21 protein-coding genes are annotated in these 23,361 nt (G+C 64.0%); 16 read left to right on the forward strand and 5 right to left on the reverse strand.

Going from position 1 to position 23,361, the window contains the following annotated elements; translation table 11 throughout:
• Nucleotides 1–88: 88 nt before the first annotated feature.
• Complete coding sequence (locus tag L0G76_RS05195) at nt 89–604, reverse strand: flavin reductase family protein (protein ID WP_304356259.1); 516 nt, start codon at nt 602–604, stop codon at nt 89–91.
• Between the two features lie 31 nt (nt 605–635).
• Here L0G76_RS05195 and L0G76_RS05200 point away from each other — a divergent pair, with 31 nt between their 5' ends.
• A complete protein-coding gene (locus L0G76_RS05200) occupies nt 636–890 on the forward strand; it encodes a DUF3039 domain-containing protein (protein ID WP_092102889.1) in 255 nt (84 codons plus the stop codon).
• Nucleotides 891–2,672: a DEAD/DEAH box helicase gene (locus L0G76_RS05205; RefSeq protein ID WP_304356260.1), complete on the forward strand. Its 1,782-nt coding sequence runs from the start codon at nt 891–893 to the stop codon at nt 2,670–2,672.
• 46 nt (nt 2,673–2,718) lie between these two features.
• Here the strand turns inward: L0G76_RS05205 and L0G76_RS05210 are convergent, their stop codons facing one another.
• Entirely contained in the window at nt 2,719–4,038 is a 1,320-nt protein-coding gene (locus L0G76_RS05210) for a nicotinate phosphoribosyltransferase (RefSeq protein WP_304356261.1), read from the reverse strand.
• Between the two features lie 52 nt (nt 4,039–4,090).
• On the opposite strand from L0G76_RS05210, the gene clpS reads away from it, so the two are divergent.
• From clpS to L0G76_RS05260, 10 genes are all read left to right on the forward strand, one after another.
• Entirely contained in the window at nt 4,091–4,396 is a 306-nt protein-coding gene (clpS, locus tag L0G76_RS05215) for an ATP-dependent Clp protease adapter ClpS (RefSeq protein ID WP_092102880.1), read from the forward strand.
• A 3-nt stretch (nt 4,397–4,399) separates the two neighbouring features.
• Complete coding sequence (locus tag L0G76_RS05220) at nt 4,400–4,975, forward strand: DUF2017 family protein (RefSeq protein WP_304356262.1); 576 nt, start codon at nt 4,400–4,402, stop codon at nt 4,973–4,975.
• Entirely contained in the window at nt 4,972–5,793 is an 822-nt protein-coding gene (locus L0G76_RS05225; protein ID WP_304356263.1) for an MBL fold metallo-hydrolase, read from the forward strand. The genes L0G76_RS05220 and L0G76_RS05225 overlap by 4 nt, the downstream gene beginning before the upstream one ends.
• Nucleotides 5,790–6,551, forward strand: a complete 762-nt coding sequence (gene rph, locus L0G76_RS05230) for a ribonuclease PH (RefSeq protein WP_304356264.1) — start codon at nt 5,790–5,792, stop codon at nt 6,549–6,551. The genes L0G76_RS05225 and rph overlap by 4 nt, the downstream gene beginning before the upstream one ends.
• On the forward strand, nt 6,548–7,153 hold the full coding sequence (rdgB, locus tag L0G76_RS05235) for an RdgB/HAM1 family non-canonical purine NTP pyrophosphatase (RefSeq protein ID WP_304356265.1): 606 nt from the start codon (nt 6,548–6,550) through the stop codon (nt 7,151–7,153). Before rph ends, rdgB begins: the two co-directional genes overlap by 4 nt.
• A 183-nt stretch (nt 7,154–7,336) precedes the next feature.
• A complete protein-coding gene (locus L0G76_RS05240; protein WP_304356266.1) occupies nt 7,337–8,839 on the forward strand; it encodes an ABC transporter substrate-binding protein in 1,503 nt (500 codons plus the stop codon).
• Nucleotides 8,840–8,852: 13 nt separating this feature from the next.
• Nucleotides 8,853–9,800: an ABC transporter permease gene (locus L0G76_RS05245; protein WP_304356267.1), complete on the forward strand. Its 948-nt coding sequence runs from the start codon at nt 8,853–8,855 to the stop codon at nt 9,798–9,800.
• Complete coding sequence (locus tag L0G76_RS05250) at nt 9,797–10,699, forward strand: ABC transporter permease (RefSeq protein WP_304356268.1); 903 nt, start codon at nt 9,797–9,799, stop codon at nt 10,697–10,699. The genes L0G76_RS05245 and L0G76_RS05250 overlap by 4 nt, the downstream gene beginning before the upstream one ends.
• Nucleotides 10,692–12,449 carry a dipeptide ABC transporter ATP-binding protein gene (locus tag L0G76_RS05255; RefSeq protein ID WP_304356269.1) on the forward strand — a complete coding sequence of 586 codons (1,758 nt, stop codon included), beginning with the start codon at nt 10,692–10,694 and terminating at the stop codon, nt 12,447–12,449. The genes L0G76_RS05250 and L0G76_RS05255 overlap by 8 nt, the downstream gene beginning before the upstream one ends.
• A gap of 52 nt (nt 12,450–12,501) precedes the next feature.
• Entirely contained in the window at nt 12,502–13,905 is a 1,404-nt protein-coding gene (locus L0G76_RS05260; protein WP_304356270.1) for an amidase, read from the forward strand.
• A gap of 119 nt (nt 13,906–14,024) precedes the next feature.
• Here the strand turns inward: L0G76_RS05260 and L0G76_RS05265 are convergent, their stop codons facing one another.
• Nucleotides 14,025–15,698, reverse strand: a complete 1,674-nt coding sequence (locus L0G76_RS05265) for a hypothetical protein (protein WP_304356271.1) — start codon at nt 15,696–15,698, stop codon at nt 14,025–14,027.
• A 116-nt stretch (nt 15,699–15,814) separates the two neighbouring features.
• Between L0G76_RS05265 and L0G76_RS05270 the strand changes: the two genes are divergently transcribed.
• On the forward strand, nt 15,815–17,092 hold the full coding sequence (locus L0G76_RS05270) for a cell division protein PerM (RefSeq protein ID WP_304356272.1): 1,278 nt from the start codon (nt 15,815–15,817) through the stop codon (nt 17,090–17,092).
• Between the two features lie 26 nt (nt 17,093–17,118).
• Here the strand turns inward: L0G76_RS05270 and L0G76_RS05275 are convergent, their stop codons facing one another.
• The gene (locus tag L0G76_RS05275) at nt 17,119–17,565 is read right to left on the reverse strand and encodes a hypothetical protein (protein ID WP_304356273.1); all 447 of its coding nucleotides are present in this window, start codon (nt 17,563–17,565) and stop codon (nt 17,119–17,121) included.
• A 107-nt stretch (nt 17,566–17,672) separates the two neighbouring features.
• Between L0G76_RS05275 and purN the strand changes: the two genes are divergently transcribed.
• The 3 genes from purN to L0G76_RS05290 all read left to right on the forward strand — a co-directional run bounded on the left by purN (nt 17,673) and on the right by L0G76_RS05290 (nt 20,591).
• Nucleotides 17,673–18,293 carry a phosphoribosylglycinamide formyltransferase gene (purN, locus tag L0G76_RS05280; RefSeq protein ID WP_304356274.1) on the forward strand — a complete coding sequence of 207 codons (621 nt, stop codon included), beginning with the start codon at nt 17,673–17,675 and terminating at the stop codon, nt 18,291–18,293.
• 49 nt (nt 18,294–18,342) lie between these two features.
• Nucleotides 18,343–19,926, forward strand: a complete 1,584-nt coding sequence (gene purH, locus L0G76_RS05285; protein WP_304356275.1) for a bifunctional phosphoribosylaminoimidazolecarboxamide formyltransferase/IMP cyclohydrolase — start codon at nt 18,343–18,345, stop codon at nt 19,924–19,926.
• 482 nt (nt 19,927–20,408) lie between these two features.
• Nucleotides 20,409–20,591: an antitoxin gene (locus L0G76_RS05290; protein ID WP_304356276.1), complete on the forward strand. Its 183-nt coding sequence runs from the start codon at nt 20,409–20,411 to the stop codon at nt 20,589–20,591.
• Between the two features lie 90 nt (nt 20,592–20,681).
• Here the strand turns inward: L0G76_RS05290 and L0G76_RS05295 are convergent, their stop codons facing one another.
• Nucleotides 20,682–23,270, reverse strand: coding sequence for a UvrD-helicase domain-containing protein (locus L0G76_RS05295; RefSeq protein WP_304356277.1), 2,589 nt, complete (start codon nt 23,268–23,270; stop codon nt 20,682–20,684).
• Nucleotides 23,271–23,361: the final 91 nt, after the last annotated feature.

The following is a 23,361-nucleotide window of genomic DNA, read 5'->3' on the forward strand; positions in this document are numbered from 1 at the left end:
GCCGCCGGGGGGCCCTCCTTTTCCCCGACCCCCTAACCCGGGGCGGGGTATTTGGGGGGGCCCGCCGACATTCATCCGCAAGCTCCGATCAGCGCGGGCCGATGGTTCCGTAGGCCTTGCGCCACCGCAGCAATGGTTTGCTTCTATTGCTGTCGGCGCCGGCCCCCAGAGACACCACCTCTCCGACGACGAGGCTGTGAGTAGCCACTTCGAGGATCTCCGTTGTCCGCAGCTCGAACCAGGCGATCGCGTCCGTGAGCACAGGCTGGCCCGAATGGGGAGCGGGGAAGGTGTCGATGCCTTTGAGCGCACCGTAGAGCGGTTGGCCGGGCGCGCCCAGCCGCTCGGAGATGTCTCGCTGTGAGGAGTTGAGCACAGAGATGGCGTAATGGTCGCTCGTCTCCAGCGTCTCCATCATCCGTGATCCGCCGTAGATGCTGACCGCCATGGTCGGCGGATCATAGGACACATCGAGGAACGAGTCGACGGTGATCGCGTGAAGGGCATTGCCCCGTTTGGCTGAGACCAAAGCCACGGCCGCAGCAATATCGTCGCTGAGTTCGCGATAGCGTTCTGTGAGGGAATCCTCGTGAGTTCTGTCCATGGCACTCATTCTAGGGAACTACAATGGAGCCATGACCTATCCAGCATCAGGTGGTTCAGCAACAATCGAGCGTGAGCAGTCCGAACAACGTGTTGAACCCGGAGACCACGAACGTTTCAGCCACTACGCACCCAAAGACAAGATCATGGAATCCATGGTCACGGGCACACCGCTGATCGCCCTGTGCGGAAAGGTGTGGGTGCCCACCAGAGACCCCGAGAGGTTCCCTGTGTGCCCGCGGTGCAAAGAGATCTACTCAACGATGTCTGAAGGACCCAAGGAGTAAATGGCCGCGGAACGTCTCCCAGGGACCTCCGCTGCCGAACAGCTGCCACCGGCCTTTCCCGAGCGTGCCGCTTGGGGAACGGCCGGAAAGTTGCGCGCCTGGCAGGCTGAGGCTCTGGAACAGTATTTTCGGGATCAGCCGAAGGACTTTCTCGCAGTCGCGACACCGGGCGCAGGCAAGACGACATTCGCACTGCGAGTCGCCGCCGAACTGTTGGCGCAACGAGTCGTCAACAGAGTCACCGTCGTTGCACCCACAGAACATCTCAAGGTGCAATGGGCCGACTCGGCCTCACGCGTGGGCATCAAACTCGACCCCCAGTTCAAGAACGCTCAGGGCAAACACGCCCCCGGCTACCACGGTGTGGCCATCACCTACGCGCAGGTGGCCGCCAAACCGGTGCTCCACCACAACCGCACCGCAGCAGGCCGTACTCTCGTCATCCTCGACGAGGTCCATCACGGAGGAGACGCATTGTCCTGGGGCGATGCTGTCCGGGAGGCCTTCGGTCCTGCAGTACGCAGACTCTCCCTGACCGGCACTCCCTTCCGATCGGATACCTCACCGATCCCGTTCGTCACCTATGCCCCCGACGAGAACGGCATTCGCACCTCGGTGGCGGACTACTCCTATGGGTACGGACGTGCGCTGAAGGATTCAGTCGTCCGTCCGGTCTTGTTCCTCGCCTATGCCGGCGCCATGTCCTGGCGGACCAGAGCCGGCGACGAGATGTCGCACGTGCTCGGGGAAGAGACGACGAAGGACATCAATGCTCAGGCATGGCGGACGGCACTCGACCCTGCCGGCGACTGGATCCCGGCAGTGCTCAAGGCCGCCGATCTGCGCCTGACGGAGGTGAGGCGGACTGTGCACGACGCCGGCGGGCTCGTCATCGCCACGGACCAGGACAACGCACGCGCCTACGCCAAGGTGCTGCGCGAACTCACTGGTGAGGCACCCACGGTGGTGCTCTCCGACGAAGCGGGAGCCTCGGCGCGGATCGAGCAGTTCCAGAACTCCACCGACCGGTGGATGGTTGCCGTCCGCATGGTCTCCGAAGGCGTTGACGTGCCACGACTGTGCGTCGGCGTCTACGCGACGTCATCGGCGACCCCGCTGTTCTTCGCCCAGGCAATCGGGCGCTTCGTCCGCGCACGCAAACGAGGTGAGACCGCCTCGGTGTTCCTGCCCTCCGTCCCGATCCTCATGGCTCTGGCGAACACGATGGAAGTCGAACGTGATCACGCCCTCGACCGACCGAAGAATGAGGACGAGAACGATGTCGTCGTCTTCGACGAACAGGCCATGGAACAGGCGAACCGCGAGGAAGGGGCATCTGACCAGCTTGGCTCCTTCGAAGCACTCGGCGCCGAGGCGCTCTTCGACCGGGTGCTCTTCGACGGCGGCGAGTTCGGCACCGGCGGAGCGATCGGCTCCGAGGACGAACTCGACTTCATCGGCATTCCCGGCCTGCTCGAACCCGAACAGGTCCACGAGTTGCTGCGGACCCAACAGGCCCGTCAGGCGAAGCGGAAGACCGCTGCGGCACCGCCCGAGCCGGAAGCGCAGCCCAGCGAACTGGACCACCGCGCGATGAAGGAGGAGCGCAACCAGCTCCAGAGCCTCGTCGGCGCATGGTCACGTCGAACGGGGACACCGCACAAGACTGTCCACGTCGAGTTGCGCAAAGCGTGCGGAGGACCGGCTGTGGCGCAGGCGACCAGAGAACAGATCCAGGCGCGGATCAAGAAGCTCCAAGGCTGGTTCGTCGGCAAGAAGTGAGGCCGGTCCCTGCCGGTAAACCGTCCTCACATCGCAGAGAACACCCTCACATCGGATAGAACACTGTGGGGATAGCCGGTTCGCCGTCCTGCATGCGCCTGGCTGAACGAGGCAGCTCGGCCAGGGACTCGTCGTGCCGGGCACAGGCCTTCGTGACGCCGTCGGCACCGATATACGATTCGTCGATCTCACCATCGACCACGAGGTCAACGGTCAGCGAACGACCATCGCCGAGATCCCCGGGCAGAGTCGGGATGCCGACGGCCTCTTCGACCGCGATCGCACCGTCGATGAGGCGCAAGGCGTCCTTGTGACCGCCACGTGAGGGTTTGCCGGTGGAGTTCTTCGCCACCGAGGTCCAGGCCCCCGACTCGTCGGCACGGGCCACAAGCTTGTATACCAGCCCGGCGGCCGGAGCACCCGAGCCGGTGACCACTCGCGTTCCGACACCGTAGGAATCCACGGGGGAGGCGGCGAGAGCAGCGATCGCATATTCGTCGAGGTCACTGGTGACCGTGATGTTGGTGTCATGAGCGCCGAGACGGTCGAGGCCGGCCCGGACCTCGCTGGCCTGTTCGATGAGGTCCCCCGAGTCGATGCGCACCCCACCCAGATTCTCACCAGCCAAACGGATAGCCGTCGCCAAGGCCTCTTCGACGTCATAGGTGTCCAGGAGCAGAGTCGTGTCGGTGCCCAAAGATCTGAGCTGGGCGGCGAAGGCCTCCTGCTCCGAATCGTGGAGCAGCGTGAAGGAATGAGCGGAGGTGCCGATCGTGGGCAGGCCATACTTGAATCCGGCGGCGAGGTTCGACGTCGAGGCGAACCCGCCGATGACAGCGGCCCTGGCGGCGGCGACAGCGGCATGTTCGTTGGTGCGGCGGCCACCCATCTCCGCGCAGGGTCGATCTCCTGCAGCCTGGGCCATGCGCGAGGCCGCCGAGGCAACCGCACTGTCGTAGTTCATCGCCGAGAGGATGAGCGTTTCGAGGATGACCCCTTCCGCGAAGGTGGACTCGATCGTCATCAGCGGGGAGCCGGGAAAGTAGATCTCGCCCTCCGCATATCCTCGGATGCTGCCGGAGAAGGAGTAGTCGGCCAACCAGTCAATGGTTCTCGAATCGACGATCTGCTCACGGCTGAGGAACGAGAGCTCCTCATCGCCGAAGCGGAAATCCCTGAGCATCTCGAGGATGCGGCCGGTGCCGGCGACAACTCCGTAGCGGCGACCGGCGGGCAGGCTGCGACCGAAGACTTCGAACAGGCTCCTACGGTGAGCGGCACCCGATTCCAGCGCCGCCTGGACCATTGTCAATTCGTATTGATCCGTGTAAAAAGCCGTCGATCCGGTCCGTGTGAGATCACTCATAGGCGCGATACTACGTCACGACAGCGTCAGTGTTCTGCCGTAAGGTGGAAACGTGAGCAATCCAACGACTCCAGTTCTGGAGCCGGAGGTCGACATTCGACCGGCGACAGAACAGGCAAAGCCATGGAAAACCGTCGTCTTCAACGACCCCGTCAATCTCATGAGCTACGTCAGCTACGTCTTCCAGGCCTACTTCGGGTATTCGACCGAGAAGGCTCACTCGCTGATGCTCGAAGTCCATGAGAACGGCCGCTCCGTCGTTGCCACGGGCGGCCGCGAAGCCATGGAGAGGGACACCCAAGCCATGCACGAATACGGCCTGTGGGCCGCGTGCCAACCGGAAACAGGATCTGACTGACACATGGCAGCCATCGACGCGAGTGGGGACGAGGTCGTCCTCAGACTCGAGGACAACGAACGATCCCTCATGCTCACCGTCTTTACCGACCTGGCGGCACTGCTGGCAGAAGACGACGACAACGACGGACGCCCCGATTCGGAGAACTGGGAAGCACGTCTCGGGCTGGTCGAACGGCCACGACCCCAGGACCCGGCCCTGCTGCGCCTGTTTCCCGACGTCGACCCCCTCGACGAGGAGCGTTCACAGGAGTTCCGGCGTCTCACCGAATTCGATCTCCAGCAGGCGAAGGCCCACAATGTGCGAATCGTCCTCAACGGACTCGCCAAGGGCCCTTCGATCGCTTTGAGCCACGATGAGGTCCTGGCGTGGATGAAAGGGCTCAACGACCTGCGCCTGGTCCTGGCCGTGCGCATGGGCATCGACACCGAGGATTCCCAGGAAGCGAAATACGCTCACCGAGACGAACTCGAGGAGTCCGAAGAGCTCACACTGACCCTGTACGACTTCCTGACTTGGATTCAGGACAGGCTCACCACAACCTTGCTCAGCGAACTGCCGGGGGACGACGACACATGAAACTCACTGCCATCGGCACCGCCGGTTCCTTCCCCGGACCCAATTCCGCAGCCAGCTGCTATCTCATCGAAACCGATGAGGAGTCACCGACACGCATCGTGCTCGACCTCGGATCCGGGGCACTGTCCCCGCTGCAGCGCGCCGTCGACACGGATGGGCTGACCGCGGTCGTGCTCAGTCATCTGCATCCCGACCACTGCATGGACATGACCGGTCTGTACGTCAAGCACTGCTATGACCCGAAGTTCTTCAACGGCAACATCTCCGACACCGGGTCGATTCGCACCAGGACGAGCGTCTTCGCCCCGGCCGGCGCCCAAGAACGGCTGACCCGGGCCTACTACACGGCCCCCGGAAAGTCCCCAGTCGCCGCCAGCGGAAACGACACCGACCTCAGTCATGCCTTCGACTTCGCCGACCTCGACCACGGAATCAGCCACCAGATCGGAAGTCTGCGGGTCGAATCCTTCCTCGTCGACCATCCGGTCGAGGCCTACGCCCTGCGGATCACAGACGACAAGGGGGCAGTGATCACCTACTCCGGTGACAGCGACGAATGCGACAACCTCATCGCGGCAGCACGCGGGGCAGACCTGTTCCTCTGCGAAGCAGCCTTCCAAGAAGACCGCGACAGTGCTCGCGGCATCCACCTCACCGGCAAACGCGCCGGGCGCGTGGCCCAGGCGGCAGACTCCAAGTCCCTCGTCCTCACCCACATTCCCTCCTGGACGGACTGCTCCATCGTCCGCGGCGAAGCCGCCCGCGAATACAGGGGGCCCATCGAACTGGCCAAACCAGGCAACAGCTGGAGCGTATGACTGCCTCCAGAACCGACAACCGAAAGAGGCACACAGTGCGCGCAGACGGACGACTCGTCGATGAACTCCGCGAAGTCACAATCACCCGCAACTGGATCAACACCGCCGAAGGATCCGCCCTGGTGGAATTCGGCAACACCCGCGTCCTGGTCGCGGCCTCATTGACCGCGGGCGTACCGCGCTGGCTCAAGGGTCAGGGCCGCGGCTGGGTCACCGCCGAATACGCGATGCTGCCGCGGGCCACCGACTCTCGCAACACCCGCGAGTCCGTCAAGGGCAAACTCGGCGGACGCACACATGAGATCTCCCGCCTCATCGGTCGCAGCCTGCGTGCCGTCATCGACCTCGAGAAGCTCAGCGAGAACACCCTCGTCCTCGACTGCGACGTCCTCCAGGCCGACGGCGGCACTCGCACTGCATCGATCACGGGCGCCTATGTGGCTCTGGCCGATGCGATCGACAAGGGCCGCTCGACCGGCATCATCCCCGCAGCGAACAACCCGATCAAGGATTCGATCGCGGCCATCAGCGTCGGCATCGTCGACGGCGAACCGGTCCTCGACCTGCCCTACGTCGAAGACTCGAGTGCCGAAACCGACATGAACGTCGTCATGACCGGCAGCGGAGCATTCGTCGAGGTCCAGGGCACAGCCGAAGGCGCACCCTTCGATCGTGCGGAGCTGGGCCACCTGCTCGACCTCGCGGCCAAGGGCTGCACCGACCTCACCCGCATCCAGACCGAGGTCCTGGACAAATGACCACCTTCGTCCTGGCCACCCACAACGAGGGGAAGAGGCGCGAACTCGCAGCGATCCTCCTCCCCGCGCTGGGGGAGGACATCCACGTCATGACCGCCGCCGAGGCGGGCCTGGGCGACATCCCGGAAACCGGGGTCACCTTCGCGGAGAACGCGCTGATCAAGGCTCGCGCCGCAGCGCAGGCCACCGGCCGCACCTCCATCGCCGATGATTCGGGGATCGCCGTGGACGTGCTCGGCGGTGCGCCGGGGATCTTCTCCGCCAGGTGGGCGGGCCGACACGGAGACGATCAGGCGAACCTCGAGCTGCTGCTGGCCCAGCTCTCCGACATTTCGAGCGAGCACCGCGGGGCACAGTTCCGCTGTGCTGCCGCCGCAGTCACCCCAGACGGCCGCGAGTTCTCCGCCGAAGGCGTCATGCCGGGACGCCTGGCCGCGAACCCATCGGGAGACCACGGGTTCGGCTACGACCCGATCTTCATCCCCGACGGCGGTGACATCAGTGCAGCGCAGATGACACCGGAGGAGAAGAACTCCCGTTCACACCGCAAGATCGCCTTCGACAAGCTGGCCGCAGCCCTCGCCGCACAGTCGGGGCTCTGAGACCTGCTCTTCGAGCCCCGGACAGGTTCCGGGCTCTCTCCGTTGGTTCTTCCCCACGATATGAGCACCGACGCTTCAACTGGTGAGAACTTCCGCTAAACTGGCGAGGCCGGTCAGCGTCTGTACGGTGTCCGGTCAGAGAAGACGAGTGAGCCGATGTGGGTTCGTGAATTTGGGAGAGCGATGAAGACTCCGCGTGTCAGTTCGTGGATGGCAGCAGTGGTTGCCTCGAGCCTGTTGCTGGCAGGGTGCTCGGCGGGGGCCTCGGACTCCGAAGAGCAGGCGAAGAAGGATTCGATGACGATCGCGTTCACCGCTGAACCGGTCAATCTCGACTTCACCTCCACCTCGGGAATCGCGATTCCAGAGGCGCTGATGGAAAACGTCTACGAATCCCTCGTCCGCGTCGACGGTGAGGGCGAGATCCAACCGAGCCTGGCCGAGGACTGGGACGTGTCCGAGGATCGCAAGACCTACACCTTCCATCTGCAGGAGGGCGTGAAGTTCTCCAATGGCGCCGACCTGACGAGCGAGGACGTGAAATTCTCCTATGAACGGGTGCAGAATGAGTGGAAGAACGCGCTGAAGTCCAAGATGGACATCGTCGACTCGATCGAAACCCCTGATGATCTCACCGTGGAGATCTCGCTCAAAAAGCCCTCGAACACCTGGCTGTTCAATATGACCAGCCTCGTCGGAGCGGTCTTCGACACCGAAGGCACCGATGACCTGGCCAACGAGGCCATCGGCACCGGGCCCTTCTCCATCGAGAAATTCACTCGCGGACAGTCGATCGACTTCGTTGCCCGGGACGATTACTGGGGCGAGACCCCAGCGGTCAAGAACGTTCAGTTCAAGTACTTCCAAGACGCGGTCTCGGCCTCGAACGCTCTGAAATCGGGAGAGATCGACGTCGTCTCCAACCTCCAGGCCCCTGAACTGGCCGGAGAGTTCCAGAGCGACGACTACCAGATCATCTCCGGCACCACGAACGGAGAGGTCGTGCTGTCGATGAACAACGCGAAGGGCATCTTCAAGGATACGAAGGCGCGGGCGGCGGTCATGCATGCCATCGACCGCAAGGCAGTCCTCGACACCGCATGGGCCGGATACGGCGAACTCATCGGCTCGATGGTTCCGCCGACGGACCCGTACTACGAGGATCTGACGGAAGTCTGGGACTACGACCCGCAGAAGGCCAAGGACCTGATCAGGGAAGCCGGCATCGAGGGGGAGGAGTTCGCCTTCACAGTGCCGAACCTGCCCTATGCCAAGGCGATCTCCGAGATCGTGTCCGCCCAACTCAAAGAGGTCGGACTCGAGGCGAACATCGAGACGCAGGAGTTCCCCGCAGTCTGGTTGGACAAGACCTTCACGAAGCACGACTTCGACATGTCGGTGATCAACCATGCCGAGCCTCGTGACATCCTCACCGTGTTCTCGAACGACTATTACATCGGCTACGACGACTCGAAGATCAAGAAGATCGCGGAGAAGGCCGATACCGGCACGGAAGAGGAATACATCTCCGGCATGAAGAAGATCGCGAGGACGATCACCGAAGATGCCGCCGCAGACTTCCTGTTCCTGTTCCCGAACCTCGTCATCGCGAAATCCGACGTCGCCGGAATCCCAGCCAACAGGGTCTCCGACGCGTTCCGGATCGCGGACTTGAGCTGGAACTGAAGTACTCTCCTCCATGATCAGCTATGTGGCCAACCGTGCGATCCAGTTCGTCTTGGCACTGCTCGTCGCCTCGGTGGTGGTCTTCGCACTCATGAGCATCCTGCCCGGCAACGCCGCACAGGTCGCGCTGGGAACGAACGCCACTCCTGAGGCGGTGGCGGCGCTGGAAGCCCAGTACGGACTCGATCAGCCGCCGCTGATCCGATACTTCGACTGGGTCGGCGGGATGCTGACAGGGGACTTCGGGACCTCGTACGTGACCGGAGCGCGGATCACCCCGGTCATCCTCGGCAGCGTCCAGGTCACCGGCATCCTCGTCATCGCCGCGATCATCCTGGCGATCGTCATCGCCGTCCCGCTGGGCACCTTCGCCGCCCTCGAACAGCGCAACTGGATCGGAGTGACGATCTCCGCGCTGAGCCAGATCGGCATCGCCGTCCCGAACTTCCTCGCCGCCATCATCCTCGTCATCGTCTTCTCCCTGACACTCGGCTGGTTCCCCTCCCAGGGGTGGATGGCCCCGGTCGAAGGACTGGGCGGATTCCTCATCCGCCTGGTGCTGCCCGTCGTCTCGCTGGCACTCGTCCAGGCCGCGATCCTCACCCGGTACGTGAGGTCGGCCGTCCTCGACGTGATGCGCGAGGACTACATCCGCACGGCCCGAGCCAAGGGCCTGACCCGGACCAAGGCTCTGTTCGTCCACGGACTGCGCAACGCGGCGATCCCCGTCATCACCGTGGCCGGCGTCCAGCTCGCGACGCTCCTCGTCGGCGCCGTCATCATCGAACAGATCTTCGTCATCCCCGGCATCGGGTCCGAACTCGTGCGCGCCGTGGCCAACCGTGACCTGGTCACGGTCCAGGGCATCGTCATGGTCCTCGTCCTCCTCGTGCTCGTCATCAACTTCATCGTCGACGTGCTCTACCCCATCGTCGACCCACGGATCAGGAAAGCGTCATGAGCGAGAACCCGAGCACCACCTCGGCGGGGGAGACCTCCGTGGAGCGGCGCAGGCGCAGGAAGCTGAGACTCAATTCCTCGATGATCATCGGCGGCGGCCTCATCTTCCTCATCGTCGCTCTCGCGCTCGTGTCCTTCATCTGGACCCCATACGGTCCCAGCGCAGTCGACCCGGTCGCACGGCTGCAGCCCTCGAGCCCCGAGCACCTGTTCGGCACGGACAGATTCGGACGCGACACCCTGACCTGGATCATGTACGGGGCCCGGATCACCCTCATGGTCGGCATCGTGGCCGTCGGCATCGCCGTGCTCATCGGCACCCCCATCGGCATCGTCGCCGCAGTCTTCGCACAGTACCCATGGGGCGCGTGGCTGGGCGCGGTGATCATGCGCGCCAACGATATCCTGCTCGCCTTCCCCGCGCTGCTGCTGGCGATCGTCTTCGCCGCCGTCTATCAGCCGGGGACCGGACCGGCCATGGTGGCCGTGGGAATCGCCGCGATCCCCGGATTCGCCCGCGTCGCCCGTTCGGGAACGATGCAGGTGCTCGGCTCCGAATACGTGCGTGCGGCCAAGGCCTCGAACCGCAGCGTCCCGGCGATCGCCATCGTCCACGTGCTGCCGAATATCGCGAGCATGGTCATCGTGCAGGCCTCCGTGGCGTTCGCGATCTCCGTCCTCGCCGAGGCGGGTCTGTCCTTCTTGGGACTGGGCACACAGGCCCCGGTTCCCTCCTGGGGACGGATGCTGCAGGAGTCCCAGCAGTTCCTGTCCACCCAGCCCGGGCTCGCGCTGTGGCCAGGGCTGTTCATCGCCATCGCCGTGCTCGGCTTCAACCTCTTGGGCGATGGCCTCCGAGACCGATTCGACCCGAAGATGGAGGCCCGCGGCAATGGATGAGAACCTGCTCGAGGTCCGTGACCTCACCATCACCCCAGCCGGCGCGCAGGCACCGGTTCTCCAGGACGTGTCACTGAGCCTGGCGCCCGGGGAGAGGGTCGGACTCATCGGTGAATCGGGTTCGGGGAAGTCACTGACGGCACAATCCGTGATGGGACTGCTGCCAGAAGAGCTGGCAGCCGAAGGAAGTGTGTCGTTGCAGGGCTTCGACGGCAATGTTCTGGCAGCCAAGGAGAAGACGCTGGCGCGCATGCGCTCGGACCTGGTGTCGATGGTCTTCCAGGAGCCGATGAGCGCGCTCAACCCGCTGATGCGCATCGGTGACCAGATCGCCGAGGTGCTGCGCATCCACGCAGAGGTCCGCCGCGGGGACATTCCCGGGCGGGTCCTGGACCTGCTGACCAGCGTGCACATGCCCGATCCGGCCAGTGCCCGGTACGCGTACCCGCACCAGATGTCAGGAGGCCAACGGCAGCGGGTGATGTTGGCGATCGCCCTGGCGAACTCGCCGCGGCTGCTCATCTGTGACGAGCCGACCACTGCACTCGATGTGACGGTGCAGAAGCACATGCTCGACCTCATCGCCGAACGCGTCGCCGCGGTGCAGGCGGGACTGCTGTTCATCACCCACGACCTGGCCGTCGTCGCCGGAGTCTGTGACCGAGTCATCGTCATGTACGCGGGCCGTATCGTCGAGACCGGCAGCGTGGCGCAGATCTTCACCGACCCCCAGCACGAATACACGCGCGGGCTGCTGGCCTCCTCTGACCTCGAAGCCACCGATGCACGCGGAAAGCTCTACACCCTCAAGACAGCACTGTCATACGCGGGCCCGACCGACGCAGCGGGCCCGACCGACGCTGCTGCGACAGCCAACACGGCAGGACCGACCGACGCGGACGAGCCGACGACCGCCTCGGCGGGGGAGAGTCCGAGTACAGACACATCCGCACCTCTCATCGACGTCAGCGGAGTCTCGAAGCACTTCCGCTCACGCGGACTGCTGCTGCGTCGCCGATCTCCGGTTCGCGCACTCGATGACGTCAGCTTCAGCGTCGCTGCAGGGCAGCGCCTCGGCATCGTGGGGGAGTCGGGTTCGGGCAAATCGACCCTGCTCACCATCCTCTCCGGACTCGACCGACCGACCTCGGGCCGGGTCAGGGTCGGCGACGTTCGGGTGGAGTCGGCGAGCTCGGCGGCGCTGCGATCCCTGCGCGAGGATCTCCAGATCGTCTTCCAGGACCCCTTCGCCTCCCTCGACCCACGGATGCGTGTCGAGGACATCGTCTCAGAACCACTCGTCGCCCGCGGCATGGCCAGGGACGAACGACTGGCCAGGGTGGAGGAGATGCTGCTGGCGGTCGATCTCGACACCACGGCCATGCGGCGCTACCCACACCAGTTCTCCGGCGGACAGCGACAACGGATCTCGATCGCTCGAGCACTGGTGACCCGACCGCAGATCCTCGTCGCCGATGAACCCGTCTCCGCCCTCGACGTGTCCGTGCGCGCCCAGGTCCTCAACCTGCTCACCGACCTCGTCGACGACTATGCACTGACCCTGCTCTTCGTCTCCCACGACCTCGGCGTGGTCAAACACCTGTGCTCCGATGTGATCGTGATGAAGGACGGCCGCATCGTGGAATCCGGGTCGACCGAGGACATCTATGCCAACCCTCGCGAGGACTACACCCGCAGCCTCATCGCGGCCACCCCCAGCCTGGCCGGAGCGCTCGCCACAGCAACCTGAGCCCGAAACGACGCCACAGCCTCGTCAGACGCACGAGAAGAAAGGACGGCAGATGAGCGACACCACGCTTGCCGACCACACAGCAATAGCCATGACCAGCGGCTACGAGTCCGGGACCTTCGACCCGCTCGAGGTCCTCACCGCGGTCGTGGACAGGATGGACGAATGCGAACCCGTCATCAACGCTCTCCACCACCGAGACGACGCCCGCTCACGTACCGCGGCCGAAGCCAGCGCCGCCCGCTGGAGTGAGGGCCGAGCCTTGGGACCCCTCGACGGAGTCCCGGTCACGATCAAGGAGAACGTCGCACGCAGGGGAGTGCCGATGCCCAGCGGCCACGCCTGGGTCGAGGAGCCCGTGTCGAGGCACGACGCCCCGATCACGCAACGCCTCGAAGAAGCCGGCGCCGTCATCGTCGGATCGACGACGATGCCCGACTGGGGCATGCTCTCCTCCGGCGTGTCCTCCCTGCACGGCATCACCCGCTCGCCCCTGGACCCGTCCCTGACCACCGGCGGCTCGAGTGCCGGTGCAGGAGCCGCCGCCGCTGCCGGGTACGGTCCCATCCACATCGGCTCCGACATCGGCGGATCGATCCGCCTGCCCTGCACCTGGTTGGGACTGGCCGGGCTCAAACCCAGCTTCGGCCGGGTCCCGCTCGACGCGCCGTATATGGGCCGCTGCGCAGGGCCCCTGGCGCGGACCATGGGTGACGTCAAGACGGCGATGGACATCATCTCCGCCCCCGACGACCGTGACTACTCCCGCCTTCCCCGATCTGCCGCAGAAGGGCCGGCCGCCATCGGCGACTTCGACCCGAAGGGGCTGCGGATCGGGCTCCAGCTCGAGGCAGGATGCGGAGAGCCCGTCACCCCGGAGATCGCATCGGCCATCGCCGAGGCTGCCGAGCGTTTCGCACGCGCCGGGGCCGTGGTCGACACGCTCGACCCCTTCATCGACGATGGGCTGCTGACCGATATGGACCTGTTCTGGCGGGTGCGTTCGTGGAGTGACCTGCGCGCCCTGCCCGTCGAGGAACAGGCCCTCATCCTGCCCTACATCCAGCAATGGGCTCAGGGCGGCGCCGACGTCACGGGGGTGCGGCTCATGGAGTGCTACCACAGCGTGCAGGAGATCCGACGTCGCAGCGTCGCGGCCACAGCAGCCTACGACCTGGTCATCTCGCCGGTCTCACCCGACGCGGCGTTTCCGGCGGAACAGCCAATGCCCTACCCGAAGGTCGACGAACCGATGGGCCACATCGGCTTCACCATGCCCTACAACATGTCAGAACAGCCGGCAGGGACCGTCCTGGCCGGCTACACGAAGGACGGTCGGACCATCGGCGCACAGCTCTCGGGGCGACGGTTCGCCGATGAACTCGTGATGGCTGCCGGATCCTGGTTCGAACAGGTTTCCGGAGTGTCGGCACCACAGCGGGCCGCGATGAACTGAGGTCAGCGACGCAAGGAGGGCCTGGGTTCAGCTGAACCCAGGCCCTCCCTGTCTGCACTGTCTCACTCTGGTGGGGCCACCTCGGCGAGGTCAGCGACTGCCGTCGCCGACGACTCGACTCAGAAGTCGAAGAACTCGACCGACAGCTTGTCTCCGTCGATCTTCACACTGCCCGAGACCGACAGGGTGTTGCCGTTGGAGAAGTAGGACGAACCGGACTTCTTACCCTGCACGGTGAAATCGAACTTGCCCGGATCCTCGGTGAAGAAGGAACCGGTGTTCGTGTCACCGGCGCCGAAGTCCGCCTTCACATTGGGCATGTCCTTCATCTCCCATTTGGCGGTGTCCTTCTTGGCCAGATCGGCCAGCTTCTCATCCGAGCCGCCGACCGGGATCTCCGTCGGGTCGAACTTGATGAACTTGCACTTGGGCTTGATGTCCTTGTTGTCGAAGCACTTCTTGAGCTCCTTCTCGACCTGTTTCTGAACTTCCTTCTGGAAGGCGCTCGTGGGTGCGAGGTCAAGATTGAGCGTCATCGGAGACACTTCCTCATCGCTGGGCTTATCGCCCGGGGCGAAGGCCTTCGGGAAATTCACCGCTGCCGTGTCCTTGGCTTCACTGACCCATTTGCTCTTCGGGATCGTGAAGTCGTAGTTGCCCGGATACACAGCGAAGGAGGTGGTCCCTGCCTTCGCCTTGTAGTCCTTGCCGTTGACACTGAGACTGTCCGTGGCCGGGATATCCAGCGAGATCACATTGAGCGCGGGGCCCGTGAGCGACCATTTGTCGAAGAACAGGTCCTGTCTGCCGTCCTTCTTCGCCTGCAGCTCGACGTTGTACTTGGTGCCGTCGAGGTCGTAGGAGACGATGACGGTGCCCTTGTCGTCATCGACCTTCGAGGACTCGACCTTCGCATTCTCGACCTTCGCCGAGGAGGGCTCGGTGAATTCCTTCGACAGGAGGTCCAGGTTCGTTCCCTCCGGACGAGGGGAGGGCGCGATCTTCTCGGCTGCCGCGAAGTCGCCCTTGCTCAAGGCCGACACGTAGTCTTCGGCAACCTTGTCTGGGCCGTAGTTGTTCTTATTGACCGTGTTGACGACGAGGAATCCGACGGCCACCAGAATGACCACCAGGGCCACCGAACCCAGAGCGATGAAGAGAGGCATCCTGCTCTTCTTCTTGTCGGGGCGGGCATCGGCACGAGTCGCGGTCGTCGCCGGCCCGGCGAACCCGGGGGCCGGGGCCGGCTGTGGGATCGCCTGCGCCTGTCCTGGGCCCGAACCCGTTCGCTGGGCGTTGGGGCCGGAACCGGTCTGGTACGGCCCGGGCTGAGCGGGCGCGTTCTGTGCGGGGGCCGACTGGTAGGGGCCGCCGGGGTAGGGACCTCCACCCTGGGGCTGGCCAGGCTGCTGCGGTCCGCTGTGCTGCGGGCCGCCCTGGTAGGGACCGCCGGGGTAGGGGCCGCCGTTGTAGCCCGGGGGCTGGTTCGAGTTGGCCTGCTGCACCTCGGGGCGCGGCGGCTGGTGCTCCTCGGGCTGATTGTCCTGGCCCGCAGGAGGAGGCTGGTTGCCGCCGGCCTGATCGTTCGCCGGAAACGGCGGGGCCTGATCGTTGTGGTAGGACGGAGCTTGTTCGGATCCGCTGGCAGGCGTCTGCGGGCCGGAGCTGCCTGTATCCACCGATTCATCAGCAGTGTTGTCCGCCGAGGTCTCCGCACCGGATCCCGTTCTGTCGTTATCGGGAGGGTTCTTGGGAGGTGGCGGGAGATTCGGTTCGTCGTTCCCGTTGCTCATCGTTGGATGCATCCTTCGTGTCTACAAGCGTGTCCTGGCGCAATTGTACTTCCCACTGCTAAGAATCGCGTGGTCAATACCAGGAAGCGGGCACAGCGTCAGCGAAAATGAGAGTGATGCACACTTCTCCTCACCCCCGCACCCACCGCCATCCTGTTCTGCTGGGACTGATGGAGGTACTGAGAATCGACCTCATCACCGTCCCCGCGGCATTCGTCATCGCCACCGTCTTCTGGCTCATCGGACTCGGCTCACAGTTGCCGTATGCGATCATCCCCGAGTGGGCGTTCGCCCTGTGGGGCGTCGTCCACGGCCTGAGCGTCTCGACGATGGGCTTCGACTTCTCGCTGGCCCCGAGCCTGATCACACTGGGCGTGTGGCTCCTGTTCGCCGCAGGTGCCAAGCGCCTGGTCGCTGGTGTCACAGAACCAGATGCCGACGGCATCGACAGCGTCGGCGCATCCTGGTGGAAGGCGATCCTCGCCGCGTTGGCGACGTACGTCATCGTCTACGCCGGCCCGCTGGTCACGCTGACACTTCTGCTCGGGGACGGGGCGCTGACACCCTTGGGCTTCCTCCGGCTGGCCCTCATGCTCCTGTCCGCCTCGGCGGCCGGGTACCTTTGGGTTCGCGGTCTCGGCGACATCCCGCGCCTGAAGGATCTTGACGACGATGCATGGGAAGTCGGCGCACACCTGGTCAAGAGGCTGCTGTGGGGATCGGCGTTCCTCTCCGCCCTCGTCATCGCCACGGGCATCGTGCTGAGATGGGACGAGCTTGCCGAATCACTGCAGGTCTACAGCTCACCGTTGTCTGCCGGTGTCGGCCTGCTGATCATTCAGATTCTCTTTGCGCCGGGGATCCTGTTCGCCTCGCTGTCCTGGATCGCAGGCACGGGTGTGAACGTGGGAGCCGGGGACCCGAGCTCGGTGTTTCACGCTGTGGTCGGGCCGGTCCCACACGTTCCGGTGCTCCAGCTGCTCGTCGGCGACTACCCGGCGTGGACGAACGCAGCGCCGGCGCTGCTGGTCCTGCTCGGAGTCCTCAGCGTCATCATCGGTCGCGATCGTGCCCATCAGGTGATGACGGCGTCCTGGACCGGACTCGGCGTCGCGGCAGCCAAACTCTTCGTCGTGCTCCAGATCCTTGCGGTCTTCGCACGAGGATCCATGGGGCCGGTGGGGCTGTCTGCATTCGGGCCCTCGGCGCTGACATCTGCAGTCGTCATCACCGCCTGGCTGGGGTTGGGAATGACCGGAGGGCTGGTGCTGACCCGGCTGTCCGACATGCAGAGCGGGTCGAGTTCCCCTGACGACGATGGGTTCGACGAGGACGAAGAGCCCTACGGTCGAATCGCCGACGAACGAAGCGCCGACTTTTCGGACGACGACTGATCCGGTCATGTGTGACGCGAGACGCCTCAGTTCGTGCCGGGCAGATCCTGGCCGGTCAGCTGCTTGAACCAATCGCCAAGACCAGTCTGATACTCCGTCGTGCACGAGAGCTGGGCCTGCTGGGTGATGGCATCGCGCACGCACTCTTCATACTTCGACTGCACGGGCCAGAGGACGACCGACGACATCGTCGAGAAGATGAGGTAGATGGCGAGCAGTCCGCCCAGAATGCCCAGAGACATGTTGCGCTTCTGCTTCGTCCTGACCACGGCGATGATGTAGCGGATCGACCACACGACGGCGGCAATGGCGAACGCGATCGCCGCGACCTTGAACGGCAGCGGGTACGTGAACGTCAGGACCGAGGCGAGGATCAGCAGGATCAGGACCAGGCCATGGCGAGCGGGCGCGGCCTGCTTCTCCTCTTCTGGAGTGGGCGCGCTTTTCTCTTCAGTATTGTTTGGTGACGTCACACCGATAGTTTGTCACAGTCCACTGACAAAATCCTTGACGGAAGTCAGAGTCCGCATTCTTGAGGTCCACGACCGACAGCCGAAGATTCAAACGTTAGAATGGGTCCGTGCGCATCGTTCTTCTGGCATCCGGCTCGGGTACCCTCACGCAGGCAGTCATCGACGCATTCGCTGAATCGGATCGTGGGGTCGAGATCGTCGGGGTCGGCTCCGACTCCCAGACCGCGGGAGTTCTCGACCGCGCGAAAGCGCACTCGATCCCCACCTTCGTAGCACGACCCAAGGACTTTGCGAACCGTGAGGAATGGAACCTCCGCCTGCGCGATGACGTTGCAGGGTTCTCACCCGACTGGGTGATCTCGGCTGGATTCATGCGGATTCTCGGGCCCGCGTTCATCGCAGCCTTCGACAACCGGATCATCAACACGCACCCGGCCCTGCTGCCGGCGTTTCCCGGCGCACACGGTGTCAGAGACGCCCTCGCCCACGGTGTGCGCATCACCGGCGGCACCATCCACCTCGTCGACTCCGGGGTCGACACAGGCCCGATCATCACCCAATTCGCGGTTCCCGTCAGCGACGCGGACACAGAAGACACGGTCCACGAACGCATCAAAACTCAGGAGAGGACGGAACTCGTCCGTCTCCTCGCCCACCTCGCCCACCATGACCTCGTCATCGAGGGACGGCATGTCAGCGGATATGCCACCTCGGCGGCGTCAGCCTGACCCACTCACCACCCGCACGAATCGGCAATCGAGCCTTCAAGGAGGACTTGTGACAGGAACCCGCGCGATCAAGAGAGCGCTCGTCAGCGTTTACGACAAATCGGGATTGGAGGATCTGGCCCGCGGACTTCAAGCCGCCGGTGTCCAGATTGTGTCCACCGGTTCGACAGCAGCGAAGATCGCCGAGGCGGGTGCTGCAGTCACGAAGGTCGAAGAGCTGACGGGGTTCCCCGAATGCCTCGAAGGCAGGGTCAAGACCCTGCATCCGCGGGTCCACGCCGGCATCCTCGCCGATTCGCGCAAGCCGGATCATATGAGCCAGCTCGATGAGCTCGAGATCGAGCCCTTCGACCTCGTCATCGTCAACCTCTACCCATTTGCCGATACCGTGGCCAGCGGAGCCGGCTTCGACGACTGCGTGGAGCAGATCGACATCGGCGGGCCGTCCATGGTGCGGGCAGCGGCGAAGAACCATCCGACCGTCTCCGTCATCACCGATCCCGGCGACTATCCCGCCGTGATCGAAGCGGCCCAGGGCCAGGGCTTCGACCTCGGGGCAAGGCGAGGATTCGCCGCTCGCGCGTTTGCCCACACCGCTGCCTATGACACGGCTGTGGCCTCCTGGTTCGCCGCAGAGCTCGCATCGGGCACCGAAGACGTCGGAGCCGATGATGCATCGACGGTCGCCGGCCAGCCGGCCTTCGCGGGGATGACGGGGGAGAAGCTGACCGATCTGCGCTACGGCGAGAATCCCCACCAGGCAGCGGCCGTGTATTCCGACGGTACCCGCGGAATCGCCGGTGCGAAGCTGCTGGGCGGTAAGGCGATGTCGTACAACAACTACACGGACACCGATGCGGCGATCCGCGCGGCCTTCGACTTCGACCGTCCTGCGGTGGCGATCGTCAAACACGCCAACCCCTGTGGGATCGCCGTGGCCGACACTGCTGCAGCCGCCCACCAAGCGGCCCACGAATGCGATTCCCTGTCCGCCTACGGTGGTGTCATTGCGACCAACCGTGAGGTCGATGTCGAACTGGCCGCGTCGATCAAGCCGATCTTCACCGAATGCCTGGCCGCACCGTCGTTCTCCGCCGAAGCACTCGAGCTGCTGTCGAGCAAGAAGAACCTGCGCCTGCTCGAACTCGGCGATGTCGATTTTGCGCCCTCGGAGATCAAGCCGATCACCGGCGGTTTCCTCGTTCAAGATCGTGATGCGTTCCAGGCTGACGGCGATGCCTCGGACAACTGGACACTGGCCGCAGGCCCGGCCGCGTCCGCTGAGGTTCTGGCCGACTTGGAATTCGCGTGGAAGGCCTGCCGTGCGGTGAAGTCCAATGCCATACTCGTGGCCAAGGACGGCGCCTCCGTCGGAGTGGGAATGGGCCAGGTCAACCGAGTCGATTCCGCGAAGCTGGCCGTCGAACGTGCCGGGGCGGAGAAGGCGACCGGTGCCGTGGCCGCCTCGGACGCCTTCTTCCCTTTCGCCGACGGGCTTCAGATCCTCCTCGACGCAGGCATCAGTGCGGTTGTGCAGCCGGGCGGCTCGATCCGCGATGATGAGGTCGTCGAAGCGGCCGAGAAGGCTGGGATCACCATGTACCTGACCGGGAGCCGCCATTTCTTCCACTGAGAGGACGAAGGTCTATCCACGCCATGCGAGGCGTGGACGGGGCCCGATCGCCAAGCGCTGGATCTATTGGAAACGGCGCTATTCGAATCCCGTCCCACGCGACTGGGTTCTCCTGGCCTGTCTGCTGGGCATCTTCCTCGCCGCCGCATGCACTGTCGTTGACTTCCGTCTGGGCGCGATCGTCTTGGCGATTGTCCCCGCTGGTCTTGCGATGGTGCGTGCGATGCCCGAGCCGTGGGACGAGGTCTGGACCAACCGTTCGAAGAGCGTCGACATCGCAACTGGACTGATTTTCGCACTGGTTCTCGTGGCTTTGGCGTTCATCGTGCCGGAGACGCGTTGAAGTTACCGGCGGTGCCTCAGCGGTCAGTTTGTGCATTCCCTGAGAAACGGGAGGGTTCGGTTTCACCGGATCAGTATCAGTGGCAGGGTGGATGGTGTCAGAAGGTTCGCAAGAACCTTTTCCAGCGAAAGGAGACAGCATGGGACTCGACGATCTTACAAACAAAGCCAAGGACGCCATGAATAGCGAAAAGGGTGAAGAGTTCAGCGATCAGGGTCTGGATAAGGCTGCTGACTTTGCCAATGAGAAGACCGGCGGCAAGTTCGAAGACCAGATTGATCAGGGTCGCGACGGAGCCGACGAGAATCTTGGCAGCGAATGATCTTTAACCCATAGCCGCGTCCGGCATGGGAAGGCGCCGAGGTGAATGTACTTTCACCTCGGCGCCTCTTTCTGTGCCCGTCGGTGGATCTCAGCCGAGCTTCTCGATGGGCGCGTAGCGCAGCAGCAGACGCTTCGTGCCCAAGGAGCCGAAGTCCACGACGGCCACCGTTTTGTCGCCGACTCCGTTGACCTCTGTCACCGTCCCGAGGCCGAAGGACTCGTGTGAGACCTTCTCGCCCACCGACACGGTGATGATCTCTCGATTGGGCCGGATCCGGTTCGGGAAACCGGCGACAGGAGACGAGGAGTTGGCAGAACCTGACCGAGAGCGTGATGAACTGCTCGATCCTTGTGCGGATCCCCGTGAGGAACCGAAACCGCCGCTGCGAGAGCCACTGTAGCCGCCGCCATAGCTTCCCCCGCCATAGCCACCTGAGGAGAGTCCGCCTCCCATGCCGGAGGAGAAGGATCCGGTGTTCTCCCATTCGATGAGATCCTCCGGAATCTCGGACAGGAACCTGCTCGGTGGATTGTACTGCGGCTGTCCCCACATGCTGCGAGTCTCCGCGCGAGTGACGATCAGTCGCTGCCGGGCCCGAGTCAGGCCGACATAGGCAAGACGACGCTCCTCAGAGAGCTCATGAGGGTTCTCGAAGGACCGGGCATGCGGGAAACCACCGTCTTCGAGTCCGGTGAGGAAGACGACGGGGAACTCGAGACCCTTCGCCGTGTGCAATGTCATGAGCGTGACCTGGCCGAGCTCGGCATCAGGAATCTGATCGGTGTCGGAGGCCAGCGCCACCTGTTCGAGGAAAGCCTCGATCGATGAACTGCCGGACGCAGGAGTCTCGGAGCTCTGCGCATCCGCATCGTCCTCGGTGCTCCCACCGTCAGCCATGGCTTCGCCCTCGGCGTCTTCGCTCAAAGCCGATTCGGACTCAGCACCACCGGAAGCAGCCTCAGACGCGGCTGCGGAAGCAGCCGCGGTTCCTGTCTCTGTCTCAGCGTCGGCTTCATCACCCGTTGCAGCGAGGGCCTGAGTGGCGACGAAGTCCTCGGCCACGGCCACCAGCTCGGCGAGGTTGTCGACCCGCGACTCATCCTGTGGGTCCGTGCTCTTCTGCAGCGACTCGAGGTAGCCGCTCTGCTCGAGAATCGCCTCGATGACCCGTGAGAGGGGAGCCGCCTCGGCGGTGGCTGCAAGATCGCGCATGAGCTCGTAGAACTTCGCTACGGAGGTCTTCGCACGGGCAGACAGATGGACGATCTCGTCAAGACGTCCCAGCGCCGTGTAGAAGCTGATGCCCTCCCGATCGGCGAAGTCTGCGACGATGCCTTCGGTGCGATCTCCGATGGCTCGCTTGGGGACGTTGAGGATGCGACGCAGATTCACATCGTCATCCGGATTGGCCAGCACGCGCAGATACGCGAGGGCGTCCTTGATCTCCTTGCGCTCATAGAACCGGGTCCCGCCGACGACCTTGTAGGGGATGCCCGTGCGCACCAGAGCATCCTCGATGGCACGGGACTGAGCATTGGTGCGGTAGAAGACGGCGAAGTCACCATAGGTGTACTTCTCGTTGTCGATGAGTTCGTCAACCCGATCGACGATGAAGCGGGCCTCCGACTGCTCGTTCTCCGCCACCCAGCCGACAATCGAGTCGCCCGTGCCTTCCGAGGTCCACAGCTTCTTGTCCTTGCGGTCCTGATTGTTCGCGATCACAGCGTTCGCGGCATCGAGGATGTTCTGCGTCGAGCGATAGTTCTGCTCCAGCAGGATCGTCTCCGCTTCGGGGAAGTCCTTCTCGAACTCCACGATGTTGCGCACGGTCGCCCCGCGGAAGGCGTAGATCGACTGATCTGCGTCACCGACGACAGTCAGCTCAGCACCGGTGGAGCCGCCGGCACCATCGCCGGCCAGAGACTTGATGAGAGCATACTGGGCCGGGTTCGTGTCCTGGTACTCGTCGACGAGGATGTGCTGGAACCGTCTGCGGTAGAAGTCGGCCACCTCGGGGAAGGCGCCGAAGAGATGGACGGTCTCAGCGATGAGGTCATCGAAGTCGAAGGCGTTGGCCAGGCGCAGGCGAGTGGTGTAGCGCTTGAACACGTCGGCGAGGACTTCATCGGCGGGGTTGTTCGGCCTGGGCACGAAGTCATCGGGCGTCTGCAGGTCGTTCTTGAGGTTGGAGATCCGGTGCAGCATTGACCGCGGCGTGTACTTCTTCGTGTCGAATCCGAGTTCCTTGAGGATCTGGGACACGAGTCGCTGAGCATCCTGGGCATCGTAGATCGTGAAGTTGGACTTCATGCCCAGCACCTTCGCCTCACGGCGGAGGATCCTCACACATGAGGAGTGGAAGGTGGAGACCCACATCGCTCGTGAGGCGGGCCCGACGATCGAACGTACGCGCTCAACCATCTCCTTGGCGGCCTTGTTCGTGAATGTGATCGCCAGGATCTCACCGGGATGTGCCCGACCGGTCGCCAGGGCATAGGCGATGCGCCGGGTCAGAACGGTCGTCTTGCCGGAACCGGCGCCCGCCACGATGAGCAGCGGTGAGCCGGTGTGGGCAACGGCTTCGCGCTGTCGCGGGTTGAGTCCGGTGAGGAGTTCGGCCGCACGTGAGTCGGCTCCCGGGGTGGTCTCTTCGGTGTTTTCAGCTGCAGCAGTCATGTCCGGATCAACGATACCGTCAGCCGCTGACGCAGAGAAAAGAGCAGAAGACGGAGCCGACTCAGCAACCTTGCGGGCGCTGCGCAACCCC

Source organism: Brevibacterium picturae (genome assembly GCF_030453725.1).
GTDB lineage: Bacteria > Actinomycetota > Actinomycetes > Actinomycetales > Brevibacteriaceae > Brevibacterium > Brevibacterium sandarakinum_A.